Source organism: Stenotrophomonas sp. STEN240 (assembly GCF_056756175.1).
On sequence record NZ_JBRRBO010000013.1, the window covers coordinates 36546 to 52732 of the forward strand.

The 16187-nt window shown below is 59.3% G+C and carries 8 protein-coding genes and 1 pseudogene; 5 read left to right on the forward strand and 4 right to left on the reverse strand.

Annotation, left to right across the window (positions count from 1 at the left end):
• Positions 1 to 520: 520 nt before the first annotated feature.
• Entirely contained in the window at positions 521 to 9112 is an 8592-nt protein-coding gene (locus ACVOKO_RS08195) for an autotransporter-associated beta strand repeat-containing protein (RefSeq protein WP_346498446.1), read from the forward strand.
• 229 nt (positions 9113 to 9341) lie between these two features.
• Here ACVOKO_RS08195 and ACVOKO_RS08200 read toward each other — a convergent pair.
• Positions 9342 to 9812 (reverse strand): annotated as a pseudogene (locus ACVOKO_RS08200) (magnesium chelatase subunit ChlI family protein); the annotation flags it as partial.
• 444 nt (positions 9813 to 10256) lie between these two features.
• On the reverse strand, positions 10257 to 10736 hold the full coding sequence (locus ACVOKO_RS08205; RefSeq protein WP_346498447.1) for a helix-turn-helix domain-containing protein: 480 nt from the start codon (positions 10734 to 10736) through the stop codon (positions 10257 to 10259).
• Between the two features lie 1020 nt (positions 10737 to 11756).
• Between ACVOKO_RS08205 and ACVOKO_RS08210 the strand changes: the two genes are divergently transcribed.
• A complete protein-coding gene (locus ACVOKO_RS08210; protein WP_346498448.1) occupies positions 11757 to 12026 on the forward strand; it encodes a helix-turn-helix domain-containing protein in 270 nt (89 codons plus the stop codon).
• A 173-nt stretch (positions 12027 to 12199) separates the two neighbouring features.
• On the opposite strand, the gene ACVOKO_RS08215 is transcribed toward ACVOKO_RS08210, so the two are convergent.
• Positions 12200 to 12667 (reverse strand): 3'-5' exonuclease family protein, encoded by a 468-nt coding sequence (locus tag ACVOKO_RS08215; RefSeq protein ID WP_346498449.1) that lies wholly within the window; start codon positions 12665 to 12667, stop codon positions 12200 to 12202.
• A gap of 53 nt (positions 12668 to 12720) precedes the next feature.
• Here ACVOKO_RS08215 and ACVOKO_RS08220 point away from each other — a divergent pair, with 53 nt between their 5' ends.
• The 3 genes from ACVOKO_RS08220 to ACVOKO_RS08230 are packed head-to-tail and all read left to right on the forward strand — an operon-like array spanning position 12721 to position 15452.
• Entirely contained in the window at positions 12721 to 13548 is an 828-nt protein-coding gene (locus tag ACVOKO_RS08220; RefSeq protein ID WP_346498450.1) for a GNAT family N-acetyltransferase, read from the forward strand.
• Positions 13538 to 14383, forward strand: coding sequence for an ImmA/IrrE family metallo-endopeptidase (locus tag ACVOKO_RS08225; protein WP_346498451.1), 846 nt, complete (start codon positions 13538 to 13540; stop codon positions 14381 to 14383). Before ACVOKO_RS08220 ends, ACVOKO_RS08225 begins: the two co-directional genes overlap by 11 nt.
• A 19-nt stretch (positions 14384 to 14402) precedes the next feature.
• Entirely contained in the window at positions 14403 to 15452 is a 1050-nt protein-coding gene (locus ACVOKO_RS08230; RefSeq protein WP_346498489.1) for a beta family protein, read from the forward strand.
• Here the strand turns inward: ACVOKO_RS08230 and ACVOKO_RS08235 are convergent.
• Positions 15419 to 15991, reverse strand: a complete 573-nt coding sequence (locus ACVOKO_RS08235) for a sce7726 family protein (protein ID WP_346498452.1) — start codon at positions 15989 to 15991, stop codon at positions 15419 to 15421. The genes ACVOKO_RS08230 and ACVOKO_RS08235 overlap by 34 nt on opposite strands.
• Between the last annotated feature and the right edge of the window lie 196 nt (positions 15992 to 16187).

The window sequence follows — 16187 nt, forward strand, 5'->3', positions numbered from 1 at the left end:
TGCCATTGTTCTGCTGTCTTGGGCTTCGCGGCTTATGCCGCTCCCACAAAAGCCGGCGGGACGAGGGTTGTCTGCCCGCAGCTGCACTTGGCTCGCGCGACGTTCGCCACGGATCTCGGTCCTCAGGCTGACGCTACGGCGAAGCGGGACGGTGATTGCCTGGCGAGGCCAGAGCTTGCCGAAACCTGCCCGGCTAGGTGCACCCGTTTCATGCAGCGGCCGTTGCCGCATCAGCCAGCCACGGACTCTGGTTTTACGGTGCTGTTCACCGCCAGCTGCTCCGCATTTCTTACGACCGCAGCGCTCTTACGTTCAGAGCACATCATCGGCGGCTCTCGAGGACGTGCCCCGAGCTCCCAGCGGGCCGGGAAGCGCGATTTCTCTAAATTTTTTGCTGGGTGCTGCCGCTATCCAACGCGGGAGATTCCGTGGCGGCCTGCTGACGGATCAGCTCGGGCAATAAATGTAAATTTTTAGTTAAACATCAGTCGAGTTTCAATCACCGCCACAGGGGCTTGTCGTGAACCATATCTATCGATCCATCTGGAATCCTGCGTTGGGCACCTTTGTGGCGGCACCGGAGATTGCCCGGACCGGCAAGAGCTCGGCAAAGAAAAGAAAGCTGGCCCTTTCCGCCGACGCGCTGGCGGTAGATCTGGACAACAGGCTCGGGCGGATACGGCGGCTGTCAGCAGCTACCGCGTTGTTCTGCCTGGCGGGTATCAGCCCTGCGGCATGGGCTGGTTGTTCCACCACCGACTCAATCGTGACTTGCTCGGGTGTGCCGTCATCGGTTCCCAACAACTTTGCCAGCGCAGCGGACAATCTGACGGTCAACGTGACTGCCGGGGCGGAAATGAACGCCGCGCTCGGTGGCAAGGTGGTGGAGCTGACCGGGCCCAACATCATCTTCAACAACTTCGGCACGGTTGATCCGGGATTGCAGGGACCTGTCTTCTCGTTGAGCGGTGGTGCCTTCATCGGCGCGGGGCCGAGCGGTGCGGTCAGTGTGTCAAACAACGTCGGTGGCACCCTGGGGGGGACCGGCATGATGTTTGGGCCCAGCCTGGGCAGCATCAATGGCTTGGCGCTTGGCGTGAACAACGGCGTGACCGGCACCACCATCATCACCAATGACGGCACCATCACCTCAAAACCGCTGTTGGGCCTTAGCGTGATGAATGCCGACACGGCCGTGGTCGGCGTCTGGGGTGGCTCGCAGGTCAACATGACCAATGCAGGGACGATTACCGGCCGAGTCGCGTTCGAGGCCTCGGCGTCGGGCAACAGCTTCACCAACATCGGCTCCATCAACGGCAGCGTGTCGCTGGGCGCCGGCAGCGAAAATACCTTCACCGCGGTGACTGGATCGAGCATCAGCGACGGCGGCGGAATGGGTGGCGAGCTCGGCGGGCCGGCCGACGTCAACCTGAGCTTTGCCGCCACCGGCAAGGTCGATGGCGGTCTCGGCGGTAACAACAGCCTGGTCCTGCAGAACACGATCGGCGCAGGCGGCGGTACTGGGGGAACCGGCACGGCGTCCAGTTCCACCTACGTCAACTTCAACAACCTGATGATCAACAGTGGCACCTGGACCTTGCAGGGGCCATTGGTCAGCGGCTTCACCACCCTCAATGGCGGCGTCGCCAGGTTCGACGACAACGCCACCTTCGGCAGCGGGACGATCACCGCCAACGGTGGCAGCCTCGAGGCCAGCAGCGCCGGTTTGAAGATCAGCAACCAGCTCTTGCTCGGCAGCGGTGGCGTTACGGTGCAAGGTGCCAATTCAACCACCTTGAGCGGGAGCATTTTCGGCAGCGGCAGCCTGAGCAAGTCCGGCAGCGGCGGCCTGACCCTCAGTGGCGCCAACAGCGGCTACACCGGCACCACGTCACTGAATGCGGGTACCTTGCTGGTGACCAACAAGGATTCGCTGGGGAGCGGCGCGCTCAACACCGCTGCCGGCACCAGCCTGGACAGCACCACCAACGTCACCCTGGCCAACAACATCGGCATGGCCGGCACCCTCAATGTGCTCGGCAGCAACGCGCTGACGCTGGCTGGCGTGCTCTCCGGCACTGGCGCGATCACCAAGTCCGGCACGGCCAGCCTGACCCTGACGGGCAACAACACCAACAGCGGCGTTACCGCGCTCACCGCCGGCCGCCTGATCGTCGGCAGCAACACGGCGCTCGGCACGGGCGCCCTCAACGCCGCGGCCGGTACGACACTGGATACCAGCACTGCCGTCAGCCTTGGCAACGCGGTGACCGTCGGTGGCGCGGTGACCGTCGGTGGCACCGCCAATCTGACCCTGGGCGGGGTAGTCAGCGGCGCCGGCAGCCTGGAGAAAAACGGTTTAGCCAATCTGAGTCTCAACGCGGCCAACGGTTACGCCGGCGGCACTGCGCTGAACGCCGGTACGATCACTGTCGGCAACAGCTCGGCGCTGGGTTCCGGCGCGCTGACTGTCAATGGTGTCGCGACGCTGGACAGCAATTCGCCGCTGGTCAACCTGGGCAACGCTGTTGTGTTGAATGACGGTTTGACCGTTGGCGGCACGCAGAACCTCATCCTCGGCGGCGTCACCAGCGGCACTGGCTATTTGATCAAGAAAGGCGCGGCCAATCTGTCTCTCAATGGCAACAACACCTTTGGCGGCGGTACCCGGCTCAATGCAGGTACGCTGACCCTTGGCAATGCCAATGGTCTGGGCAGCGGCGCATTGATCGTTGGAAGTGCGTCTACGCTGGATACCAGCACCGGCATGAGCGTGGGCAACAACATCACCCTCAACGCCGGCCTGACCCTGGCCGGCAGCAACACCCTGAACCTCAGCGGCGTGATCGATGGTGCCGGCAGCCTGACCAAGGACGGCTTTGGCGACCTGACGCTCAGCGGCAACAACACCTTCACCGGTGCGCTGAACATCACCTCCGGCAGCCTTACCACCGTCAGCAGCGGGGCGCTCGGCAACACCTCCGGCGCCAACATCAGCGCCGGTGCCAATCTCTATCTCAACAGCAGCGCCAGCCTCAGCGGGCTGAGCGGCAGCGGCAGCGTGCAGATTGCCGGTGGCAACATCCTGACGTTGGGCGGCGTGAGCAACACCAGCACCTTCGACGGTGACTTTGGTGGTAGCGGTGCGCTGACCAAAGTCGGTACCGGGACACTGAACCTCACCGGCATCAACGGCATCACCGGCAACACCAACGTCAACGGCGGCACGCTGAACCTCACAGGTTCCCTGGCCAGCTCCCAGCTCAATGTCAACAACGGTGCGACCCTCACGGGTACCGGTTCGGCGCTTGGTTTCATCACCGTCAACAGCGGCGGTCATCTGGGGTTGTCCTCGGGCAATACCTTGTCCACCTCGTCACTGATTCTCACCGCCAACAGCAATCTCGACGCGAGCCTCGCCACGCCATCGACTTCCTCGCTGATGAACATCGGCGGCAACCTGACCCTCGACGGCAATCTCAACGTCACCGATGCCGGCGGCTTTGGTGTCGGTGTCTATCGCCTGTTCAACTACATCGGCGCGCTGACCGACAACGGCCTGACTGTGGCGGGTGTGCCGGTCGGTTATGGCCTCGGCGACATCCTCGTGCAGACCCTGGGCAATCAGATCAACCTGGTGGTGTCGGCGCCGAGCACCAACATGCGTTTCTGGGACGGCAGCCAGACAATCTCCAACGGCAACGTGGATGGCGGTACGGGCACGTGGAGTGCCGGCGGCACCAACTGGAGCAATTCCAGCGGCACGGTAAACCAGACCTGGGCCGATGACTTTGCGGTGTTCCAGGGCTTGGCCGGTACGGTGACGGTAGATGGCACGCAACTGTTCACCGGCATGCAGTTCCTCACCGATGGCTACAACGTGGTGGACGGTACGTCGGGTCTGCTGACCGCCGTCAACGGTAGCGGTGGCACCACGGCGATGCGGGTCGATCCGCTCGTGACCGCCGTGGTCGGTGTGAACATCGACGGCAGCGGCATTCTCAACAAACTCGACGCAGGCACCCTGGTGCTCAATGGCGCCAACAGCTACACCGGTGGCACGCAACTGGACGGCGGCACCCTGGTGGTCGGCAGCAATACCGCACTGGGCACTGGCGCGTTGATCGCCAATGCCGGCACCGAGCTGGACAGCAACACCGCCGTGACCCTGGCCAACGCGACCACGCTCAACGGTAACCTCACCGTGCGCGGCAGCAATGCGCTGACCCTCAACGGCGTGATTGGCGGCGCCGGCGGTCTGATCAAGAACGGCGCGGCCAGCCTGACGCTGGGCGGCAACAATACGTTCTTCGGCCCTGTGAAGTTGAATGCCGGCGCACTGATGCTGGTGTCGGACACGGCGCTAGGCGCGGCAACACTCACCGCCAGCGGCGGCACCACGCTGGATACCAGCACCGCGTTGACCGTCGGTAATGCAATCGACCTGGCGGGCAACCTCGACATCGTCGGTAGCAATGCGTTGAGCCTCGGTGGCAGGGTCAATGGCGGCGGCAGCCTGAGCAAGAGTGGCGCGGCCAATCTGACCCTGGGCGGCAGCAACAACTTCCTCGGCGGCATCACCCTCAATGCAGGCACCCTGACCGCCGGCAACAACAGCGCCCTCGGTCTGGGCAATCTCACCGTCAACGGTGCCTCGGTGCTGGACAGCCAAGGCGCACAAAGCGTTGGCAACAACGTGGTGCTCAACGCCAACCTGACCAATGCCGGCAACAGCGACCTGACCCTCGCGGGCTCGGTCAGCGGCACGGGTGGACTGAGCAAGAGTGGCGGGTCGATCCTGACCCTCAACGGCATCAACACCTACAGCGGCGGCACCACGCTGAACGCTGGCACCGTGACCCTCGGCACCTCGGCGGGCCTGGGCTCCGGCGCAGTGACCGTGGCGGGCGCTTCGACCCTCGACACCACGGCGCCGCTGGTGCTGGCCAACAACGTCAACGTCAATGCCAACCTGAGCGTGGCCGGCAACAACAACCTGACCCTCGGCGGCGTGATTGGCGGGGCGGGCACCCTGACCAAGAACGGTCTGGCCGACCTGACGCTGTCCGGCAACAACACCTTCAGCGGCACGTTCGACGTGCAGTCCGGCAGCCTGACCACGCTGGGCAACTCGGCACTGGGCAGCAACGCCGGGGTCAATCTCGGCGCTGCGGCGACCCTCAATCTCGGCGGTTCCGGCAGTCTCGCCGGTCTGACCGGCAGCGGCACCGCACTGATCGGCGGCGGTAACACCCTGAGCATCGGCGGCAACAACGCCAGCAGCATTTTCGCCGGTGTGCTCACCGGCTCCGGCGAACTGCGCAAACTCGGCACCGGTACGCTGACCCTGAGCGGCCTCAACAGCCTGACCGGTAACACCACGGTCAACGCCGGCACCTTGAACGTCAGTGGCTCGCTGGACAGCGCCAGTGTGCTGGTCAACAGCGGTAGCACACTCACCGGCGGCGGCTCGCTCGGCGGGGCCGTGACCGTGGCGGACGGTGGTCATCTGGCCGGCGCCACTGGCAGTACCCTGTCGGTGAACTCGCTGGTGTTCAACGCCAACTCCAACTTCGATGTCGGCCTCGGCACACCGGTTTCCGGTGGCGGCAACGCGCTGGTCAACGTTGGTGGCAACCTGACCCTCGACGGCACCCTCAACGTCAGCGACATCGGCGGTTTCGGCAGCGGCGTGTACCGGTTGATCAACTACACCGGTGGCCTGACCGACAACGGCATGTTGATCGGCAATGTGCCCGGCAGCGTCACGCCGGGCGACCTGACCCTGCAAACCGCACTGGCCAACCAGATCAATCTGTTGGTCACAGCCCCGGGCGTCACCGTGCAGTTCTGGGACGGCAACCAACTCGTCGCCAACGGTTCGGTGGATGGCCGCAGCGGCACCTGGGGCACCGGCACCACCAACTGGACCGACGTCAACGGCACGACCAATCAGGCCTGGACCAACAGCTTCGCGGTGTTCCAGGGCACGGCGGGCACCGTGACCGTCAACGGCGCGCAAACCATCACCGGCCTGCAGTTCGTCACCGATGGCTACAGCCTGGTGAACGGCACGGCGGGGACGTTGAACCTGGTCAACAGTGCGATGGGCAATGCCACGGTCCGGGTCGATGCAAATTCCACCGCCACCGTTGGCGTAGCGCTCAACGGTGGCGGCCTGCTCGGCAAATACGACACCGGCACGCTGGTGCTCAATGCTGCCAACGGTTACAGCGGGGGCACCGCGCTCAATGGTGGCACGATCGTGGTGGGCAACAACGCTGCGCTCGGTACGGGCGCACTGACCGCTGCCGACGGCACCGCGCTGGATGCCAATACAGCAGTAAGTCTTGCCAACAACCTGGTCCTCAATGGTGGCTTGACGATTGCCGGCTCCAACGCCTTGAGCCTGGACGGCACGATCAGTGGCAACGGCGGCCTGATCAAGGCTGGGGCATCCAGCATGACGCTCAACGCCGCCAACACCTACGCCGGCGGAACGGTACTCGAAGCTGGCCGCACGATAGTGGGCAACAACGCTGCATTCGGATCGGGCGCGTTGACGGTTGCCGGCGCGGCCACACTGGACACAAACAAATCGGTCACGTTGGCAAACCAGGTGGTGCTCAACGCCGAGCTCGTCGTAGCAGGCAACGACGCGCTGACGCTGGATGGAAACATCTCCGGCACTGGCAGCTTGAGCAAGAATGGCAACAGCACGCTGACATTGAACGGCGTGTCCTCATACACCGGCGGCACCCATGTCAACGCAGGCACGCTTGCGCTGGGTGCGGGTGCAAGCCTGGCGGCCAATGGCGTGGTCAATCTGGCCAGTGGCGCCACCTTTGATCTGTCTGCCGGCAACGGTGCGCAGAGCTTCGGTACGTTGGTGGGTAGCGGCAAGGTCGAGCTGGGCACCAATACGCTTGCCTTCGGCGGCGCCCAGGATGGCGTGTTCGATGGGGTGGTGAGCGGTAGCGGCGGCCTCGTCAAACAAGGCGGCGGTATCGCAACGCTTACCGGCACCAACACCTATACCGGTTTGACGCAGGTGGCAGCCGGCACCTTGCAGGCGGGTTCGGCGGGCGCTCTGGTGCAGGGCGGTGGCTACCAGGTGCAGTCAGGTGCCACGTTGGATCTGAACGGCCACGCCTTGCAGGCCAGCAGCCTGAGCGGAGCAGGCGTTGTCACCCTGGGTACGGGGGATTTGACCGTCACTACCGCTACGGGTGTGGTCTCAAGCTTTGCAGGCCGGCTGGACGGCATGGGTGACCTGATCAAAAGCGGTGAGGGCACGCTGGCACTTGAGGGCGCGAGTACCTTGAGCGGGGACGTGCAGCTCAAGCAAGGCCGCATCAATCTCGGCAATGCGCAGGGCCTGGGCAGCGGCACATTGTTCATGGACGATGGCACCACGATCGCATTGACGGCCAATGGCATGACCATTGCCAACGCCCTGCACATGACCGGGCAGAACGATCCCATCATCGATACCGGTGGCAACAACGCGACCTACGCCGGTGCCATCAGCGGTGCAGGCTTCCTGAGCAAGCAGGGCGCCGGAACCTTGACCTTGAGCAGTACCGGCAACACCTATACCGGTGCGACCGAGATCGCCCAGGGCACGTTGCAGGCAGGTGCCAGCAACAGCTTCAGCGCCACCTCGGCACATGCGGTGGCACGTGGTGCGGTGCTGGATCTGGCCGGCTACAGCCAGACCCTGTCCAGCCTGAGCAACAGCGGTACCGTAAAGCTCAACAGCAACAACGGCACCGCGCCGGGGACCGTACTAAAAATCACCGGTGCCTACGTCGGCAACAATGGCAACCTGGGCCTGTCCAGCGTGCTGGGCGCCGATGGCAGCAGCACCGACAGGCTGCTGCTCAGCGGCAGCGCGGCGGTGGCCAGCGGCAACACCACCGTCTACATCACCAATGCAGGCGGTCTCGGCGCCCAGACCACGGGCAACGGCATCCAGATCATCGGCACGGAAAACGGCGCCAGCCTGCAGGCGGGCAGTTTCAGCCTGGCCGGCGGCCATATCGATGCCGGTGCCTTCGAGTACCGCCTCACCCAGACCGCGCAGGGAGCCTCGCTGCATTCGACCACGACCCAGGTCGACCCGGGCACGCCAACAACAACCTACCGTTCGGAAGTGCCGCTGCTGTCGGCCTTGCCCGCACAGTTGCGGCAGGCCGACATCAGCATGCTCGGTGATCTGCGCAAGCGCATGGGCGATGACGCCGCTGCAGCGACGACGGTCAGCGCCGATGCGGGCGCCAATCGCCGGGTCTGGGGGCGCTTGCTGCGCACTGACCCGAAGATCCGCCAGCAAGGCACGGTCAGCCCGGAAAGCAGCGGTGATCTGAGCGGCTTCCAGGCGGGTATTGATCTGTATGCCAACGATGCGCTCAACGCCGGCATCTACGTCGGCCAGCTGGAAGGCGACATGCGCGTGCACGGTTTTGCCGGTGGCGTGCAGGGCAAGTACGTAGGCTACAACGACCTGTCCAGCCGCTACCTGGGCGTGTATGGCAGCTGGCAGGACAGTGCCGGCCGCTATCTCGACGCGGTGCTGCAAGGCGCTGACCATCGCAGCGACCTGCGTATGGCCGAACAGGCGACGCAGGCCCGCAGCAAGGGCAATGGCGTGCTGGCCTCGCTGGAAGTGGGCCAGTCCTTTGCGTTGACCAGCAACTGGCAGATCGAACCGCAGGCGCAGTTGATCTACCGCAAGCTTGATCTGGACGACACCAGGCTGAGCCTGGCGACGGTGAGCAACGAGGCCGACGATGACCTGACACTGCGCCTTGGCGCACGCTTGAAGGGCAGCTTCGCCACCACGGCGGGCGTGATGCAGCCCTATGCACGCATCAACGTCTACAAGGCCAGTGGCAGCGATGATGTCGCCAGCTTTGCCGCGCCGGCCGGCGTCACCGCGATCAAGGCCAAGGGCGGCTATACGTCGACCGAGATGGCGCTCGGTGCCAGCCTGCAGCTCAATCCGCGCAGCGCGATCTTCGCCGAACTGGGCAAGCTCTGGGCCAATGGCGGTGACAGTCGTGTCGAGAGCGGGGTGCAGGCCTCGGTGGGTGCCAAGCTGCAGTGGTAAACGCAAGCGCGTAGCTCGCACGTAGGCAGGCTACGCAGTAAAAACCAGGGCCCGCAGTCATTCCGCTGCGGGCCTTTGCGTTTATGGCGGATGGCGGGCAGGCGGTGGGCGAAACGGCGCGGAGTGGCGTGTGGGTGCTGCGATGGCTTTCCAGCGTGGAGCGCAGTGGTCCGTGTGGCGCAGGCCTGTGCGTGGCAGGCGTTGTCGCTGCTTCCATGGGCAAGAACAATCACGACTCCCTGGCGTCATTGCGATCCAGTTGGCGGTAGCCTATCGCTTCGGTCAGATGCGCCCGTTGGATCGCGGTTTCGGCGGCAAGATCGGCAATCGTCCGCGCTACCCGCAGGATGCGATGCATCGACCGCGCCGAGAGCTGCAGGCGTTCCATCGCCTGCTCGAGCAGGTCTTCATCGGCAGTGGACAGGCGGCAATCGCGCAGGGTTTCCGCCTGCGTCAGATACGCATTGGCCTTGCCGGCACGTTGCAGTTGACGTGCACGTGCCTGCATCACCCGTTCGCGTACCTGCGTGCTGCTCTCGCCGGCGCTGGCATCGCCACGTAGTTCACTCGGCGCCAGTCGCGGCACCTGCAGATGCAGATCGATGCGGTCCAGCAGCGGCCCGGAAATGCGCGCGCGATAACGGCGGATGCTTTCCGCCGAACAGCGGCAGCGCCCGCTGCTGTCACCGGCCCAGCCGCACCTGTACACGTTACGTTCGCGGTCATGGACAGCGCGAACATGCCTTACATCAGAGCTTCACTGGCTGCGAGGCGATGTCCATGGCAGACCTCTAGAGACCATGGACAAAATATCAGGTCAGGGAGTAGAGGGGGGCAAGCAGCAAGTATTGAGATGATCTATCTACTGTTTGCCAAGCTTTTTTGGTGGTAGTCAGAAGGATCGGGAATATTTCTCATCGGATGAGGTCGAGTGCGTATGCCGGGCGCAGACTGCTATCCCGCCCGACAATCTCTCTATTTAAAGTCTCATCGTGAGATCTTTACTAGGCACGCATTGATGCAGTCGCGGGGGTATTCTCTGGTCGATTGCTAGATAGTTCGCGGCTGGACGTTAACTCGGTCATAAGTTTCAGAGCGCTGGCAAATCCTTAGGGTTCTGTATCTATAGCCGATCATATGTAGCCTACGGGTGCTCTTCCCATAGGCGTTCGTCCGGAAATAGCTTGTTAATCTCGTGTATCGCTAATAAAGGCAGACTCTCCTGTGCCACAGTCAGCCCGGACAGATTAAAGGTACCTATCACCCTGCTTTGTAGCCATGATGCAACAAGTTGCGCGCGACGATAACTGACTTCCTCTTCCAGTGAGCGGCGTGGCAAGAGAATTACTAAAAGTTCACAATCAAGTGCCTCAGCTGCGTTCGAAAGCGAAGTCATGCTGATAGTGCCATTTTCTTCTCCTAGTTCGATTCGTGCCACTCGCTGTACGCTCACGCCAAGCCTCTTTGCGAATGCGCGGCGCGGCATGCCAAGTGCCTCGCGGATGGCACGAATCCAGCCCTTTTTTGGGGCAAGAAGTATAGATTTAGGTATGGATCTTAGGGCTGCGAACCGATGGTCAAGCTGCTTTCTTGCTAAATGTCGCATTACTCGCGTAACCGTCATTTTTCCTCCTGTTGGTTGAGATTAATGCTTGAGGATTGATTGGTGGTATTAGATGAATAGTATTCGGAGCTCTTCTAGGGGGCTGCTTCTCTGTACTCCAAGAGATATGTGCGAGAAGCCTTTGCCAGTTTTCCATTACAGAGAACTGGAAGGGAAATCTAACCAATAGCTGGATCCAATCTTCAGGATTTTCTCCAACGCTGCGTCAGTAGTGATTGGCAGTCGCCACTGCGATCCTGGAAGAAAACAGAAGTCAGTTCGGTGAAGCCTGCCTGAGGATTCCCTTGCTACAAGCCATTTCGCCTTCGAGTGCATTTCTCGCACCATTGTGGCGACGGAGGTGGCTTCGTTTCCGTCGGTTCGCAGTAGTTCGCTTGCAGCTCCGCGAGAAGAAGACCAGAGCACATAACGCTTTCTACCCAAACTGAGGCGCCCCCATTCGTACCCTTGGCTGTCCAGGATGTGCTCGGCAAGGCGAGGATCTATGCAGTGCCGGCGCAGCAGGTTGTTTAGGTATCCCAACACTTCTCCGTCAGCGAGCTGTAGCCAAAGCCAGCGCTTTGCTCGACTATCGAGAGTGCAGCTCCAATTTTCCAAGATGTCTGATAGCGCAGTCGCTAGGTCGCCGCACATCGGCCAGTCGTTGCGATAGGTCCAACTGAGTGGATCGTAGAGTGAGCGTCGAACGGCACCTGATGGGGAGGTTCTGGTCGCAATGACGCCGATGTCTCCTAGAAGTGCTATGAGGCGTCGAGCGACTGCGGGATCCGAACACACCGGAGCATTCAGCCAAGTTGATCGCTCAAGCGCATACCAAGCACATGTGTATAGCGGGCCCAGAGATACGGCTATGCGGCCAAGTTCGGGCCAGTATGGAATGAGGGTCGATTTGTCATGGCCATAGATCACTCGATGCCCGGCAAGCTCTTCCAGAAATGGTGCAGCAAGCAGCTAGTCTACATGATTTTCGTGTAAGTGCCTCCCCCCGCCTAGGCTTTAGCCGCTCAATGGGGCAATGGCATGGCTACGAAGACGATCTATCAGAATGCCTATCTCCACTTGGTTGGAACTCTTCGTGCCCGTCGCGAGTCGATGAGCATTAGTCAGACCAAACTAGCGGCCCATCTGGGTTGGCCTCAGCAGAGGGTCTCGATGATAGAGGCCGGTTCGCGACGTTTAGATCTACTAGAGTTTTGCCGCGTAGCATCGGCTCTTGGATACTCGATGACTGAGGTCTCCGAGTTAATTTCAGTTGCTTGGAAAGCTGCCAGAACCACATCTATCAAGTGATGCGCTGTCGATGGGAGAGCTGCTGATTGGTATGACGGCAGAGTCGTATGGGATACCCTGCCGCTTTCTAACGCACTCAGCAGATGAGTAGTTTAAATCCATGGGTTGCTGTGGATTATGATTGTCCACGTAACTGTTAATGATATAGGGCCGTCAATCGATAGCCTGCTTACCTACATAAGATCACCAAAGTCGTCATTCAGGCGACCCGTCGCGACCTTCCATGCCATTCGAAGAGCATTTGCATCGACCAGTGCGTGATGGCGACACAATTTTAGTTCCGGATGCTTCGAAAACCACCTCTCAAGATGGCCAGTCGTAATGGCATCTCTGCTCATCAGAGTGCACGGGAAGGTTGGCTGTGGTTCGAGTTGGCTTGCTGCCTCGTCGTAACCCCAAGATAGTATCTGCCGGAACAACTGCAGATCGTTCGGATAGTCCGCTATGACATGGGGCGAGCTTTGATCTTTCAGGAAGGCGAGAAGCGCTCCCGAAAGGGCATCGTCAGTCAAAGCGTAAGAGCCTCGCTGCAGCAGTGGATAGACCGTTGTCGCCACGAACTGCGTGGGCGCTGAAGGTAGAGGATCGCGCTCGGCGTAAAACGTGCTCGTCCCGTCCTCGCTGATTAGCGCGATGCTCACAAGCTCGCGTCCTTCCTCGTCTGCCCATTCGGTATCTAGGAACAAATACGTGATTGAACATATCCAAACTGACATACCTGCATTGCCCTCTATCGATCTCACTTGCAACCTCGTTGCGATTCGACGAACATCACAGTTTCGCTATTGTAATGGCGACAGGGAAGGGGGGGGCGCGGATGGTTACAATCGCAGACATCAAGGCCATGGTTGCTGCAGCACCAGGGCCGCTAGTTAACGGACCGCCGTTGGTGCAAGGTCAGTTTTTACGTTTCGATGGAGTGCTTTCTACATACAGCATCCACTGTGGTTGGAACATCCAGTTGGCGAATGCTTGTGACGACCTTTGGGGGGGATTTAACGTCCAGCTCCTAGAGTACCTTGCCGCCCAGCGCGAAGCTGGTGTCGACATTACCCAAATAATGGAAGAAGTCCAGATGGATGACGCCCACTGGCACTGGCTTGCTAAATCTGTTCATTATATGTCAGATGAATACCGGTGGTTTTTCCTGATAGCGGATGACGCTCCACAGGGCGCGTGCCTGATCTACTTCCCGAAAGAAAGTGCCATTGACGGTCAGAATATTTTCTACATTGAGTACATCGCCACCGCACCTTGGAATCGCCATAATCCAATGTCCACGAGGAGGTTCAGGGGCGTTGGTACTATCCTAGTCGATCTTGCAAAAGACTATGGCGTGCGTCAGCTAGGCCTACGGCTTGGATACTGCTTGCACGCGCTTCCCAGGGCGGTGCCGTTCTATGAATCCTTGGGGATGTTGGCGTTCCCTGATCGCGATAAGGACGACCTTCCCTATTTTGAGATGCCGCCATTGGCTCCCCCACCGCTAGCTCCGGCACATGGAGTCGCTAATGGACTTTGATGACTTCCCTCTTAGCCCAAACCGATCAGTGAGAGCTAAAAGCTATCTGGATGCCTATCTTGAAGCTCAGAGAACTCTGAGGGCGAGTCCTAAGTACAAGGATTGGGGGCGCTCGCGGGACCTGTTGGCCCTCACGAATCAGATCTATGCTAAAAGCCAAAGCGGCACCACACTTCTAAGAGCTCACAGTAGTGCAACTTCGGAAGCTGTTTCAGCTTGGCTGTCGAAATTGTTGACCATCGCTCATTGGGCTGTGATCAGTGGACTACCTAAGCCATTTTGTGGGGTAGACACTGAGTTCATTCAGAGCATTCCACTCACAAGCAAATCTGTAGATGGAATTCGAAGCCTAGAACGCCAGCTCCTCGCGCAGGGAATTATTTTAATACACCATGCAGCAGCGCCCGGTTCAAAGGTGGACGGATGCGTGATGAAGTTGGATACAGGGCACATGATGATAGGAATGTCGCTTCGCTATTCGCGGCTCGATTACTATTACTTCACCCTCATGCACGAATTGGGACATATCGCGCTTCATGCCAATCAACTCAATGTCCCTATCGTTGATGATCTAGATGAGGCAGAAGATCATGAAAGCGAAATTGAGATCGAGGCGAATCGATTCGCCAGGGACGCGCTGATTCCCAGAAATGAATGGAGAACCGCAGAGGCTCGAAGGTCACTGAGAAAAGACGATGTGACGGCTTTCGCCCGAAAGATCGGAGTCGCGCCCCAGATTGTCGCCGGCCGCATCCGGAACGAACAGAGGCGGCATGATCTTTTCGGAAACCTGGTTCATGAGATTAATATTAGGGAGGTCTTGAGTGATGCGTAGGTACACGCCCTTCTTGAAGATGAAGGCGAATGAGTATGGCGCCCTTAAAGAGCTGCCGGCCGACATCTATCCGCGAATTGTTCCTTTCTTCGACTTGCCGCATAAGAAGGAGCGAGACCTCGCAGGTTTGGACAAGCTAATTGCAGACTCGTCCAGGAAAATGAGGAGATTGGAGAGTCGCATTCCGCAATTTTTCCTCGATATGTACGACATTCCCGACAGCCTAGCCAGCCAAGGAATTGGTGTATTCAATGCGGTTGCGCTTGCGTTCCAAGGTCAAAATTTCATACCAGTGGCAGGGCTTGATCGCTCCCCGACATACATTTCGTCGATACTTGCAGCACAGGCTAGCGGTCTTCTGACATCAAAGACGCTAGCGATTCGACTCGTCGAAGATGACTTCCAATCGTACTCAGCCTGCAAAAGCGACCTTACTGTTTTAGTGGCCAGTGCGAAGTCGGCGGGATTTGAGGATTTCATCCTGGTTCTGGATATGCGAGTTTGCGTGAGCAAGTCGCCGAACGATCTTGCCTCTGCACTGTTGAAATTCATTGGGTCAGTGACGCAAACGTCGATTTTCAGCCAAGTCATCATTACGGGCTCATCGATCACAGCCATGATTGTCCAGCTCGTGCCCACCGAAACAACCCAAACGGTCGAGCGAGTCGAAATCCAGACGTTTAATCTGATTAGTTCGCTGCCGAATAATCTGGTTGGATTTGGTGACTACACAATTGTAAGTCCCGACTACAGCGAATTAGATGTTCCGAAAGAGTTCCTTCGCAACATCACTGCGCCAAAGCTATGCTATTCATACGATGATGTTCACTACATAGATCGAGGTGGGGCGCTGAAAACGCATAAGCTTGGAAACCGGCAATACAATAGCATGGCGGCTAAGTTGATCTTGGAGCCATTCTTCCGGAAGCCTGGATACTCGTTTGGCGAAGATTTTTTGGTGGAGAAGGCGCAGGGGCAAGGTAAACTTGTGATGCCTTCTTCGATTCTGAAGCCAACAATTTGTGCACACATGACTTACATGGTTAGAGCCCATCGCTTGTTTGTCTGACGCTTTACTAATAAATTACCTATGTGATAGGTGATCTCTTTCAGAGGCCGCTCTATCGCAATTTTAGCGGCCAGTTTCTCTCGGCTCATTTTCTTTAGCTGATCATCAGAAGGATTGCATAGGCTAATAAGTTCGCTTCTCCATAGAGTTAGTAGGGCGACTTCCTTGTTGAAATGTGGGCTACGCTTTGCTGCGCGAATTCGACGAAATACCACATCGGTCTTGCCCTCCGACGCTAAGAGAATACCCCAGTGTTCTGGAGCGAGTGAGGTTGCGGTCGAAAGATGGTTGTGAGTAGTGACCAGAGTCGTTCTGATGAAGGCAAGGTCATAGAATGAACCTTGACGCACGATTCGCCGAATCTCGTCGCCTTCGCCCTTGATCTCGTAGCAATGCGCTGCAACTTCATCTACGGTCACAACGTCAGCAATCGCGTTACCGTTATGGACCCGAACCTCATCAAGGATTGCCACAGGTGCTGATCTGGCCAGATGCGATTTCAATGCAAATCGAATCCGCTTGTCCGCAAGCTTGTTCATGACAGAGTTGAGAAGGAAACCTCGCACAAGGATAGCGCGAAAGCACGGATACCCTCAAACGGCTTAGCGGAAGGCGCTCTTTACTTCGCCGTGGGTAGCGTGTCGGTAAGAACTCTATACGCCTCTGCATCGCGCAGCTTTTGTAGGAGCCTCGCAGGCTTTGGCATGTCCGTTCTTATCCGAAACCAGGCACTGC